Raw genomic sequence first — 14,501 nt, 5'->3', positions numbered from 1 at the left:
AGGCCAAGCTCGACTTGAACTGTAGACTCGGAGGCGTTCGACAACGTCACTTTGAAATTCGCTGTCTCACCCTCATTGATGGTGCCAGCGTCTGAAATAGTCACGCTTGGACGGTCATCATCCGGATCAGGGCCCGGACCCGTGCCATCGTCCACTATCGTTGCCGTACCCGTATCGCTGCCTTGTACTGCGGCAATGCCGGTTACTGTCACACTGAAATCTTCAGGACCTTCATAAACGGCGTCATCAATGGAAGCAATACGCACATCAAACTCAGTTTGCCCCGCTGGCACCGTTACCACGCCATCGTTTGGCACTGCCACCCAACCGCTCCCGGTGTTGTATTCTAGGGTGCCTAAGTCACCGGTTTCGGTGTCACCTAAGTTGAGGCCTAGCTCGACTTGTACTGTAGACTCGGAGGCGTTCGATAGCGTCACTTTGAAGTTCGCCGTATCCCCCTCATTGATGGTGCCAGCGTCTGAGATAGTCACGCTTGGACGGTCATCATCCGGATCAGGGCCCGGACCCGTGCCATCGTCCACGATCGTTGCCGTACCGGTATCGCTGCCTTGCACTGCGCCAATGCCAGTCACCGTCACACTGAAATCTTCAGGGCCTTCATAAACGGCGTCATCAATGGAAGCAATACGCACATCAAATTCGGTTTGCCCAGCTGGCACCGTTACCACGCCATCGTTTGGCACTGCAACCCAACCGGAGCCTGTGTTGTATTCTAAGGTGCCTAAGTCACCGACTTCGGTATCGCCGAGATTAAGACCCAACTCTACTTGCGTTTCCGCTTCAGACGCGTTCGATAGCGTCACTTTGAAGTTCGCCGTATCACCCTCATTAATGGTGCCAGCATCGGTAATAGTCACGCTTGGACGGTCATCATCCGGATCAGGTCCTGGACCCGTGCCGTCATCCACTATCGTTGCCGTACCGGTATCGCTACCTTGCACCGCCCCAATGCCAGTCACCGTCACGCTGAAATCTTCTGGGCCTTCGTACACCGCGTCATCAATGGAAGCAATACGCACATCAAACTCAGTTTGCCCCGCTGGCACCGTTACCACGCCATCGTTTGGCACTGCCACCCAACCGCTCCCGGTGTTGTATTCTAGGGTGCCTAAGTCACCGGTTTCGGTGTCACCTAAGTTGAGGCCAAGCTCGACTTGAACTGTAGACTCGGAGGCATTCGATAGCGTCACTTTGAAGTTGGCTGTCTCACCCTCATTAATGGTGCCAGCATCTGAAATAGTCACGCTTGGACGGTCATCATCCGGATCGGGGCCCGGACCCGTACCATCATCCACTATCGTTGCCGTACCCGTATCGCTGCCTTGCACCGCCCCAATGCCAGTCACCGTCACGCTGAAATCTTCTGGACCTTCATAAACAGCATCATCAATGGAAGCGATACGCACATCAAACTCGGTTTGCCCCGCTGGCACCGTTACTACGCCATCGTTTGGCACTGCAACCCAACCGGAGCCTGTGTTGTATTCCAAGGTACCTAAGTCACCGGCTTCGGTATCGCCCAAGTTCAGGCCTAGCTCGACTTGAACAGTGGACTCGGAGGCATTCGACAACGTCACTTTGAAGTTGGCTGTCTCACCCTCATTGATGGTGCCAGCATCTGAAATAGTCACATTCGGGCGGTCATCATCCGGATCGGGGCCTGGCCCAGTGCCATCGTCCACGATCGTCGCCGTCCCCGTATCGCTGCCTTGTACTGCGCCAATGCCGGTTACTGTCACACTGAAATCTTCAGGGCCTTCGTAAACGGCGTCATCAACAGAAGCGATGCGCACATCAAACTCAGTTTGCCCTGCTGGCACCGTTACTACGCCATCGTTTGGCACTGCAACCCAACCACTTCCCGTGTTGTATTCTAGGGTGCCTAAGTCTCCAACTTCGGTGTCACCTAAGTTCAGGCCTAGCTCGACTTGAACAGTGGACTCGGAGGCATTCGACAGCGTCACTTTGAAGTTCGCTGTCTCACCCTCATTGATGGTGCCAGCATCTGAGATAGTCACGCTTGGACGGTCATCATCCGGATCAGGGCCCGGACCACTGCCGTCGTCCACGATCGTCGCCGTCCCCGTATCGCTGCCTTGCACTGCACCAATGCCAGTCACTGTCACACTGAAATCTTCAGGACCTTCATAAACGGCGTCATCAATGGAAGCAATACGCACATCAAACTCAGTTTGCCCCGCTGGCACCGTTACTACGCCATCGTTTGGCACTGCAACCCAACCGGAGCCTGTGTTGTATTCTAAGGTGCCTAAGTCTCCAACTTCGGTGTCACCTAAGTTCAGGCCTAGCTCGACTTGAACAGTGGACTCGGAGGCATTCGACAGCGTCACTTTGAAGTTCGCTGTCTCACCCTCATTAACCGTACCTGCATCACTCATCGTTACCGCTGGGCGATCATCATCAGGATTTGAGCCAGGTCCACTACCATCATCTAAAATAGTGGCAGTCCCAGTAACAGGTGTGCTTTGTTCTTCTGTCGTGCCAGAGAGCGTAAACGTTTCTGGGCCTTCAAATACAGAGTCGTCAATAGAGTCTATAGAGACCGTAAAGTCACTTTCACCCGGTGGGATCGAAATGGTAAAGGTTCCGCTTTCACCGACTGAAACTTCTTCTGTTGTACCATCAGAAAATGTTATGAGGACACGCTCATTGACGTAGTCACTCCCGTTCTCGTCAGCTGAGCCGCCTGTTGCGGTTCCATCAAGGAGAGAAAGAATGACATCAGTGTTGTCTTCAGTTGTTTGACTTAGAGTAATATCGAATACAACTTGGTCACCTTCGTTGATAGTCGGACTAGATATTTCTTGAACTAAGATAGTCGGTGGTACAGGGCCATTAATTACTCTGAAAAGATCCAACAAAGATAGTGCTTGAGTTGTAGATAGTCCGATTCCATCAATACCGACGGTCTCAAAATTCGTACTAGCCAACAATTCAGCGCCAGTACGATCTATTGCACCAGTATTTTGGGGGCTAGAACCACTTTCCTCACCTGCAGCTGGCTCAAAATCCTCACCAAGAGCAGTAGGGTCTTCTCCACTAGCGATAGCCTCGATTAGCGTAGTGACATCATCAGTAACGTTAATTGAACTACCTTGCGGTGTTACCTGTTGTACAATTAATTCTGATGTATCAGAAACTTCCTCAATAATTAATTCACCAGGCTGAGGTAGCTGACCACTTTCAAGACTTCTCAGGTTCCCATCAAGCCCTATAACCACGACATTGCTCATCAATGAACTTAACGCTACTCGATCCATGCTCTTCATCCTTGTATTAGTTTAATTAAAGGCTTGTTACTGCACTAAACACGTCTATAGTTTAGACAAAATATGAATTTTTCGTTTTATTCCAAGAGGATTTAGTTTTTTGAGAGTAATAAGGAAAATAACCGAAGAATTTGCCTTCATTTAAACCAGTTTCCGCTATGCTCTTAAGATAAAAAGGTTTTCTACGAAAAAATCGACCACTTACCAAGCAAGCTTTGCCTCGTATGCTAGAGTTTAGAGAGTAAGATTGTTGTTTTTTATTGAATTAAACATTTAAACATCAACAAGTTGATAATACGCACTAAGAAAATTCATTGTTTGTAACTTCTCGTCTCAAATATGAAACAGAATAAGAGCGACATGATTTTAGGAGAACTAACGTGAGATGGAATCGAGTACATATAGCCTGCTGTTGCTTAATAGTGTCTTCACCAGTTTTCGGTCAAACTCTAGAGCAAGCGGTTGCACAGACGCTACAAAATAACCCCGATATTAAGAGTGCATTTAACGAGTTTATGAGCCAGAAGTACATAAATGAAGCTTCATCAGGTGCTTACCTCCCCTCTGTTGATCTAGATGCTGGAATTGGATATGAAGGATTAGACCCGTCAGATGAAGTTGGTCGAGGAGACACGGATTACACTCGAAAGGAAGCTTCAGTGACACTGACCCAACTAATATGGGATGGTAGCGCTACATTAAATGATATTGATCGAACCGCAGCTGATGCTGAATCTGTTAGATTTCAACTCTTAGCAGATGCTTCAGATAAGGCACTTGAAGTGACTAAAGTGTACTTGGACGCTGTTAAAGCGTATGAAGTCCTAAAGCTTTCAGAAAACAACCTTGCTGTTCATAAAGATATTTACGATGACATTAAAAAACGAGTCAACTCGGGTATCGGCTCTACTGCTGACTTGACGCAGGTAGAAGCACGTTTGGCAAAAGCACACGGAAACTTAGCTGCTGCTCAAAATAACCTGTATGACTCTCACACGATGTTCACTCGTTTAGTCGGTCAAACACCACAAGGGTTAATCTTTCCGAGAGCGGACCAAAACTTTATCCCGTACACGGTTGATGAAGCGGTAGGCTTGGCATTTGAACTTCATCCCGTTATTCAAGTGGCGCTCGCAGACGTAGACTCGGCTAAGTTTCAATACAAACAGTCTAAAGGTGTTAATTACCCAACCATTTCAATTGAAGCTTCGCAAACATGGCGTGACGACGCTGATGGTTTAAAAGGTCGAAGTGATGAGACACTTGCCATGCTGCGTCTACGCTACAACCTATTCAATGGTGGCAGTGATGCAGCGAACTCAGAAAACTTTGCCTACCAGCTAAATAAAGCAAAAGACTTGCGTGAAGGTGCCTATCGCAATGTTGAAGAAGGGTTAAGGCTTTCTTGGAGTGCGCTTGATTTAACATTACAACAAAAAGAGTTTCTATCAGATCATGTAGACTCTGCGTCTGAAACCGTAATTGCTTACGAGAAGCAATATCGCATCGGTAAACGAACACTGCTTGATCTATTGAACACTGAAAACGAGCTCTTTGAGGCGCGTAAAGACTACTTAGATTCTAAATACGCAGAGCAGTACGCCAAATATCGAGTGATGAACGCAACTGGGCAACTGTTGAGTGCATTAAGGGTTGAAATGCCTAAAGAATGGCTAGAAGAAGTGGAGTATTAATTATGAAACACATAGCTTTTATTACACTCTCATTAATGCTCTCCGCATGCAGTTCATCAGATCGTGGTGATGAATATGATTACATAGATACCCCAATTGCCGATCAGTGGGCTGATCATATAGATGATGACTCTGACGGAGTCATTAACGAGCGAGATTTGTGCCCGGGTACACCTTTGGGTGCCGAAATAGACAACGACGGTTGCGGTTCGTACGTTGACTCCTCACAAGAAATGCAAATTCGAGTACTATTTGCGAACGATTCCGATGTGATCAACCCTATCTTTACGCAACAAATTCTTGAACTATCCGACTTTTTGAAAGAGTACCCGAACACGTCTATAGAGATTCAAGGTTATGCTAGTCGCACTGGTACTGCAGAACATAATCTTGACTTATCTAAGCGCCGCGCTGAAAACGTTAGAAAAGAGCTCATGAAGAACGGCATTAGTGGAGATAGAGTTACCATTGTCGGCTATGGAGACACAGTACTTGCGACACAAGGTACAGACCAAGTTAGTCACGCATTGAACCGTCGAGTAACCGCAACAGTGATTGGCCACAAGGGTGAAGTGAAGAAAGAATGGACCGTTTTCACAACACTTCCAAAAAGCTAGCACAACAATAAACAGACCGTAAAAATAAAAGGTCTAGCAAATTGCTAGACCTTTTTGATTTTAAATTTGACTACAGTTTAGCGCTACTACATGTCTTTGTACTGAGCTTCTAAACTCGCAATTAAGCTTTGAGTCACATCATCAACACTTGCACCGTCAAAATGGATGTCCAATGTCGAGCTCCCTTTTGTAATACTCAGGTTTGCCTCAGATCCCCCGTCTGGTGCCACTTCTACATGATACTCTCCGACATCACCAGTATGATCACCTGATTGAAGATCATTAAGAAGCTCTCCAATTTCATCTTTAGATAAGTCGTCAAACAGATCTGAGAAGTCTAGAGCGTCTTCATTTTTATTGAAGTCAGTGACAGTATCAACATCGTTAGTGACTTCACTCCACTTAAAGATGTCGGCCCCTTCTGACCCTGTTAAAGTATCACTACCTAAACCACCAATCAGAATATCATCCCCTTCACCGCCAACGAGTATGTCGTTGCCACCATGACCAAATAGTAAGTCATCACCAGCGCCGCCATATAAATTATCCGATTTATCTCCTTGGTGAGTTTGGTTGAATTCTTCCAAGTTATTTCTAACGTACTCATGTATATCTTCGCCGTCAACGGTAGACACATCCTGACCCGTTTGCTGCGCCACATGTGATTGAATCGCACTTAAGCCTTGTTCATTACCACCAAACTCAATTAAGTCACCTAACAAGATATCGTTACCTTCACCTCCTTGAATAGTGTCTGAACCTTGTTTGAGAGGTACATCTTGACCCAATATCGTTTCAGCAAGCTTAGTAACATCAATATCTGACTCTACCACACCATCAGTGTCATACTGCTTGAGTGTATGTTCATCAACGCCACTCCCAAGACCTATCGCTTCTATAGAGGACAATGCCGCTAGTACTTGATACATGTGTTGAGCTTGTGTCGAGCTATTCCCTTCATCGTAATAACGGATAGAGCCATAATATCTGTCGATATCGCCAAGGATTCTTCCTGTTAGCGGTGAATAAACCTTACCGTAACTATCTATAACGACATCACCTTTGTAGGTAACTGTTTGTCCGTATGAGTAATTGTTTTTACTCGCAATATCTTGCAGGGTAACAAGCTTGCCAGAATTATCGACGTCCAAAATCACTTTCGAGAATTCACTCGGTGCTACACCATAGAGGTATGTTGCTCTATTTGGTTGACCATCCGTAACAAAGTACGTGATATTTTGGCCATTAGGGTTAGGTTGACTGCTGAACCATTCAACGGCCGACTGTAAGCCCGCCTCATAGTTTGTGCCGCCAGAACCCTCATCATCAATTACACGATTCAACTCTTCTACAAACTCTTTTCTTGCTGTAAGAGAACTCAAGTCAACAGAAATCACCGCTGATGCACTTGAAGCAAATTCACTAAGGTGAATATTCACTGTCCCTGGCTTCTCTCCTTGATTTACCGCACTTAACAGCTCATCAAACACATCTAGCACTTCTTGCTTCGCAGTTCCTACCCAGTTACCCATGCTCCCTGAAGTGTCCAGAACAAATGCGATGTTGTAGTCCTGACCTGCAATGATCTCCAATCCTTGAACATCACCAACAATAATATCGTGATCGTCACTACCCGTTATCTGATCATTCCCATGCGATCCCGACTCCAACACATAGTCACGAGCTGTAAGCTCAACGGATTCAGTTGTTGAAGCTGCGTCATTATTTGATCCTTCAACAGACGTAGCAGTAACGCTTAGCGGGAACTCTAAGCTGCCTTCATAATCGAATGGCACTCTGATATCCAGGGAAAGCTTACCATCTGTACCAAGAGTGACAGGGTAATCTCCATTTGAATCTTGCTTAATTGCGACCCCATCAACATACACGTCAACACCGTCTGGTAGATCTTGTACAAGAGCAGTCTGCGCTAAATCCTCACTTCCATCGACATCAACTAGATCAACATCCACATCGACCGAAATCCAGCGATCTTGAAGCACTTCATAAGTGCCATCAGGTTTCAAATCAACAATTTTGTCTGCAAAAACAACGCGTTCAATTTCATATAAATGATCACCTCGGTCATCACTACCTGTATGATCGTTTACCGAATCGATAGAACGACTATCTAATAAAATCCAATATGGAACTTTACCTCCATGATCGTCTTTGAAGGTCATTTTGTAGTCATCAAAGTTCCCTGTTAAGTAGACTGTATCTTTACCATCATGCAGAGTAAGACTGGTCGCGTCATCACCATAAAACGTATCATTGTTACCACCGCCAACAAATACGTCATCGCCACCGCCACCATAGAATACATCGTTGAAATCTGTCCCAACAAACAAGCTGTCGGTGTCACTTAAGTCAGTATTGACTCCCAACACAACACCAGCGTGTGTATTAATTTTAGGTACTGCATTATCCAACCCAAGGTTGGCTGCGACAGCCTCATTTTCGGTATTGGTATTATTTATTGCCGATGTAGCTAAGTGATGGTTTGGATCAATAGCATCTCGTTTAACTAAGTCGCCAACATTGATCGTGATCGTAGGTGCATCTGCGATAGCAACAACATTGATATCAAGTGTATTTGTTACGCCAGTATTTGTGGTATAGCTAATTAATGGAACGTCACCTGACCAATGCTCAGCAGGTTCAAATATGTAACTACCATCTCGGTTTACTAGTAACGTACCACTAGTCAAAGAAACACTTTCGCCTACCTCGTAATCAGCACCATCGATAGTAAGATGATCTACCATCAGAATATTGTCGCCGTCAGAGTCATTAAGCAATACATTCCCTTGTAGAGTATTGTCTTCTATGGTTTCGCCCAAATCACTTTCCGTTTCCGTCGGTAAGTTCTCATGTACTACAACATTGATCGCCAAGTTAGATTCTGCTGAATCACCATTCGAGCTTTCTGTACTCGTTGCAGTCAAATTGATAGTGAAGTCATCATGGGAGCCCGCAGGTGGAGTCACAGTAAGTGCATCTAATGCCCAACTTGTCACGTCCAGTTCTTCATCAATAGTTGCGACAGTAATAGAACTATTTCCATCTGAAAGGATCGCACCTACAGGTAAGCCAGTTAGCGTGACTTTAAGTGATTCAGAGCCATCTGTATCATTTAAGCTTGCTTTAATTTCAGAGAGCGGTATCGCTGTATCTTGTAACCCTTCGTTCAGCTGGTATGTTTCGTAAAACGCAACACCATTAACTTCTTGTAGTTCAGACGTTCTGATATCAGTTGCTTCTAGTGCACTTTCATCACTAACTACGTAAAGACTACTATTGCTCAGGTTGACAGGCGCTTGTCCATTAATGGATACATCCACATTAAAGTTACCCGGACCACTTTGGTTATGGTGATAAATTTCAATTGGATAAAAGCCAGATACCGAAGGGGTAAAGCTAGCTCCCTTAATATCACCACTGTCGCTCCCCCAACGAGCTTGATCAAGTAACGTACCACCCAACTTGATTGCAAGGCTATCATCGGCTTGACCGACAAAGTCGTAACTCGAGCCAGCTTCGAGATAAACAAGAGATGTGACTAGAACGGCCTCATTTGCCAAGGTTGCATGAGTCCCTAAATCTTCCACATTTGCCCAACTCAATCGAGTACCATCGGCTTCATTAAGAGCGTTGATCGCTGAGATTAGAGTCTCTCCATTGACCCCCATACCATCACTAGAACCAACTTGAACATTACTCCATGTCGTAACGTTAAACTCTTGTTGAGGCAATGAGTTTAATGGCGTCACTGCAATTAAGTTCGGTTTGTCAGCTACAGGGTTCACGTCTATTGTCAGTGTCGACTCTTGACCAGAGCTCTGCCCATCTGTCGGTTTAAAACCAATTTGAGCGTAACTAGATTCCTGATCTCCGACTTGATTTCCGCCGAAGCTGTCACTGCCTGATTCATTTAATTCAGGTACAAAACGAACACCGTTTTCCTCAAAAAGCGATTTATCGAGGACTTGATCGATTTGTACAGACTGCCAATCGCCTTGCGAATCTCTGTACTCTAATGAGCCATCGCTAGGAAGCGTTGTAATTTGGACGGATAGATCTGATACATCAGAGTCCACATCGCTAATACCGAATGATGACCAATCAAGCATCACTTGAGTATCTTCATTCATCTCAACCACTGAAGGCGAAGATTCAGGAGCATCATTCACATTTACCAGAGAAACATTTACCTCGGCAGTATCAATCCCGCCAGTTCCATCGATAACCTCAACCTGAAGCGTATAATCGCCCAAGTCAACATCATCGATTGTCTTGTTCAATGAAATCTCTCCACTTGTCGGGTCGATATCAAAAATACCATTAGTGCTCGAGCCATCTGCAAAGCGGTATACAAGCACGTCATTATCGTGATCTTCAGCAACGACCGTGCCGATAACGGCCCCACTCACCGTGTTTTCGTTAACTGACCCGAAGTCGTAAACATCATCATTTGGTTTGTCACCAGCACTATCGCCGCCAGAAATAAACTCTGGAGCGTGCTGAGCATCTATAATAGAGACTGTTGCTTCATTCGAGTCACTTGCAAGCGTCGAATCTGCACCAACCGTATCAATTAGAGTCACGGTTAGGTTTTCAAGATCTTCGTAAATACCATCATCGAGAGTTTTTATATCAATCGGCGCCGACGTTTTACCCGCTGGAATCGTGACTGTGTACGTACTTGGAGCAATATAATCTTTGTCATCAACATTCCCTCCGATTGTGAATGTTACCAGTACATCTTCATCTGCTTTTTGGTCAATGTTGACGATAAATTTTGCATCACTACCTTCATCAACTGAGGATTGATCTGAGCTAATAGTCACTTTCGGTGCACTTTGGGCATCAACGATCACAACACTTGCGCTGTTATTTGAAGCAATGCTCGCATCAGCGCCATCAACCTCTTTAATGGTTACTGTGAAAGATTCTGCGCCCTCATAAATACCATCGGTGACCGTCAGTAAGTCAAGAGCAGCTGAAGATTGACCCGCAGGAACTTCAACACTCAGAACGCCAACAAAATCTTTTCCATCTTGGGCCACGCCACTATATTCGACATGAACCGTAACACTCTCATCTGCAACTTTATCAAGTGTCAGCGTAAAGCCTGCCGTTTCACCTTCATTTACGCTATTTTGATCGGCACTAATACTAACTAAAGGTGCAGGATCAGAATCCACAATATTTGCGTTACCAGTTGCAATACCATTACTGGTGACACTACCGATTTCCGTAACCGTAAGACCAAAGCTCTCATCACCTTCATGGACATTATCTAGTTTGGTCGGGACTGCGACTTTAATTTCAGCGACACCTGGAGGTATAGTAACGTCTCCATTAGGCGCTATATCTAATGTTTGAGTTTGACCATGAGTATCCACATAGGTCACTACCATAGTGCCTAGATCAACATCTTCCGCAGTATAGCTATCATTTGTTGTTGACTTCAGATTGACGACAACGGCCTCTTGAACAGGGTTAGAGAGTAAAACGGTAAATATTGCGTCAGTTCCTTCAATGACATCGCCGGCATCTACTACGCTAAGTTTTGTACTGTCATTATCAAGAACTGTTGCCGTCCCCGTTTCACCGCCGATCTCAAGAACGATCGTTTCGCTGCTTTCCACAACCAAGTCATCAATAGTCGGAATCGATATTTCGAAGCTACTTATACCTGCAGGAACAATCAAGTAACCACCTAAGAAAACAACACCATTTGTATAGGTTGCATTTGATAGATTTACGTCATTCTTATCAACTGAAGAACCTTGAGCAAGCATATCAACTTGGTACTTAACGGCAGTGCTAGTGGTTTCATTTAGAACAACCGAGAACGTGACATTGTCACCCTCAGTCACGCTATCACCGACCACAGACAGGCTTGGCCCATTTTCAGCAATATTACCATCTAGCATTTCATTAACGATATTGACTGTAGATGGATCGCTAACGCCATTTTCAGAGTCGACTGCCACATATCCAAAGCTGTCTTCGGCAGGTACACCTTCTACATAACGTAACTCCCAGTTCCCTTCATTTTTCGTAGAAAAATCTAACTGAGTAATGACCGAACCTTCAGGAAGAGCTAGATCTTTCCCATAACCAACGCTTGTTTCTTGGAATAGCATGAAGTTGCCTTCAGGCTTCAAAAACTCGAACGTTTGAGTCTGTTGGACATTATTTGAATCTAAGTATGTAACCGTAATAAGTGCTGCGTTGTCATCACCGTAATCAAACAATCCACCTAATCCATCTAAGCCAAGGTTTACGCTGCCCACAGGATTATTAGACAAATCGATCGTAATCGTTTCACCTTTCTCAATACCCTGCCCATCATTGTCAGCGATACCATTGCCGATGTGTGACACCTGGCGGTTGTACTGCGCAAGCTCACCGCTATCAGAAGAAATGGTGATAGAAGCTCCATTTGCTAAATGCTCAGTACGGGAGTGTGATGGACCTCCGTCCTCACTTAGCCCCCAATTATTGAAATCTGTTGTAGACTCGGAACTATTTGGTGTATCTGGGCGATCCTTGATACCTAATAAGAAACCCACATTATCAGCTTCATAGTAAAGGCTGTCTTTGTCATAAAGCGTATCGCTTACTTCTTTAATTTCGTGCAACTCACCATCACTATCTTTAAAGAACAACGTACCTGAGGTTGGCAGTTCAGTAATTCGGACATGTAGATCGTTGCCTTTTAAGTCGTCTTCAACATCCGCGATATGATCTTGAGAGTCACCGTGACCCAGAGGCTTCGTATCGGTATCAAACACAACGTGCGTAAGCTGATCATCGGCCACATGCGTAAAGTCTTCACTGTCAGGTTTGTCGTTTACTGGCGTGACATCGACGTTAACAATGGTGGATTCACTGACACCACCGGAGGTGACGATGTAGGTGAAGCTGTCTGCCCCGTGGAAGTTGTCGTTTGGCGTGTAAGTGACGCTGCCGTCCGGGTTGACCGAGACCGTGCCGTTGGCTGGACCGTTATTGCTATCCAGCGACACCGCTTTGTCGTCGCCTTCGAACGTGTCGTTACCTAAAACCTTGATGATGGTTGGTGTGTCTTCCACAACCGTCGCGCGGTCAGATTCAATATCTGCCACAGGCGCCACTGTGAAGTTCACCGTTTGGCTAACGCTTTCACCGCTTGGATCGGTGGCAGTAAAGGTCAACGCTTCAGAGCCGTTCCAGTCCGCAGTTGGGCTAATGGTCGCGATGCCATTTTCAATCGACACCAACACGTTGCTGTTGCCGGACACTGAGAAGTTCAATGCGGAGTCGCTGTCTTTAAATGCGTCGTTTAAATCAATCGTGTAGATCGTAAAATCTTCTGCTAACACTTGATCTGAAATCACATTGTCGACTGTTGGTGCATCGTTAACGCGATTCACAATCAAACTATCACTGTCGCTAACCGTTGGATTAACACCATCCGATACTGATGCGCTGATCGTTAGGTCTTTAAGGTTGAGTTCGTCGTTGTTAACCGCGTCAACACCCGCTTGAGTCAGTTTGACTTCATCGCCAACTAGCGCAAAGTAGCCGTTTGAGTTGTTTTCTAAAGAAACGGTTAATTGCTCTTCTGGCGTGTCGATATCAGCGACTTCCAACGTTGCCACTACCGTATCGGTATTCACTGCATCTTCAGTGATACTTTCTACAGCATCGACCTTGATCGTTGGCGCATCGTTTACTGGGTTAACGGTAACAGCTACTTTCGCTTGGTCAGTCAGCGAACCATCAGTGATGGTGTAAGTGATTTCGGCGTCACCATGGAAGTTCTCAGCCGGTGTGAAGACCAGTTTGCCATCAACGATCTCAACTGTGCCTTGTGTTTCAGGTACGGACGCTGATTGGATAGACAGCGTATCGCCATCAATGTCAGTATCGTTTGGCAGAACATCAATCGTCACTGGCGTGTCTTCGTCAGTAACGGCATTGTCATTGGTCGCCACTGGCGCGTCGTTCACTGGTGTGACATCGACGTTCACCGTGGTGGATTCACTGACGCCCCCAGATGTGACGATGTACGTGAAACTGTCTGTACCGTGGTAGTTGTCGTTTGGCGTGTAGGTTACGCTGCCGTCCGGGTTGACCGAGACCGTGCCGTTCGCTGGACCGTTGTTGGTATCCAGCGACACCACTTTGTCGTCGCCTTCGAACGTGTCGTTACCTAAGGCCTTGATGATGGTCGGCGTGTCTTCCACAACCGTCGCTTTATCTGCCACGATGTCCGCCACAGGCGCTACTGTGAAGTTCACCGTTTGGCTAACGCTTTCACCGCTTGGATCGGTCGCCGTAAAGGTTAACGCTTCTGAGCCGTTCCAGTCTGCCGTTGGGCTAATGGTCGCGATGCCATTTTCAATCGACACCAACACGTTGTTGTTGCCAGAAACGCTGAAGCTCAGCTCGCCATCCACGTTATCCACATCGCTGAAGGCCGTATTCAGATCGATGCTGTATGGCGTAAAGTCTTCCGCCAAGGTTTGGTCTGCAATGCTGCTCTCAACCACTGGCGTGTCGTTTACGGCATTTACGGTGACGTTGACCGTCGCTTGGTCAGTCAGTGCACCATCGGTAACGGTGTAAGTGATTTCGGCGTCACCATGGAAGTTCTCAGCCGGTGTGAACACCAACTTGCCGTCAACAATTTCAACTGTCCCTTGGTCACTCGGCACAGACGCCGATTGGATAGACAGCGTATCGCCATCGATATCAGTATCGTTTGGCAAGACATCAATCGTCACTGGCGTGTCTTCGTCAGTAACAGCGGTATCATCTTTTGCCACTGGCGCGTCATTCACTGGTGTGACATCGACGTTCACCGTGGTGGACTCTGATAC

4 protein-coding genes are annotated in these 14,501 nt (G+C 46.0%); 2 read left to right on the top strand and 2 right to left on the bottom strand.

The window, feature by feature from the left end; all coding sequences use genetic code 11:
• On the bottom strand, positions 1–3,302 hold a 3,302-nt coding region (locus R8269_RS22600; protein ID WP_318222666.1), incomplete at its 3' end, for a Calx-beta domain-containing protein.
• A gap of 389 nt (positions 3,303–3,691) precedes the next feature.
• On the opposite strand from R8269_RS22600, the gene R8269_RS22595 reads away from it, so the two are divergent.
• Together R8269_RS22595 and R8269_RS22590 are read left to right on the top strand one after the other, a co-directional pair.
• Positions 3,692–5,005, top strand: a complete 1,314-nt coding sequence (locus R8269_RS22595) for a TolC family outer membrane protein (protein ID WP_021707835.1) — start codon at positions 3,692–3,694, stop codon at positions 5,003–5,005.
• A gap of 2 nt (positions 5,006–5,007) precedes the next feature.
• Positions 5,008–5,622, top strand: a complete 615-nt coding sequence (locus R8269_RS22590) for an OmpA family protein (RefSeq protein ID WP_005377363.1) — start codon at positions 5,008–5,010, stop codon at positions 5,620–5,622.
• Between the two features lie 86 nt (positions 5,623–5,708).
• Here the strand turns inward: R8269_RS22590 and R8269_RS22585 are convergent, their stop codons facing one another.
• On the bottom strand, positions 5,709–14,483 hold the full coding sequence (locus R8269_RS22585) for a tandem-95 repeat protein (RefSeq protein WP_318222665.1): 8,775 nt from the start codon (positions 14,481–14,483) through the stop codon (positions 5,709–5,711).
• Positions 14,484–14,501: the final 18 nt, after the last annotated feature.

This window comes from Vibrio sp. Vb0667 (assembly GCF_033391095.1).
This window is presented reverse-complemented; position numbering and strand designations above follow the sequence as displayed.

Excerpts from the sequence above, each read along its gene's own strand:
- R8269_RS22590 (WP_005377363.1), top strand. The coding sequence starts at position 5,008 with ATGAAACACATAGCTTTTATTACACTCTCATTAATGCTCTCCGCATGC.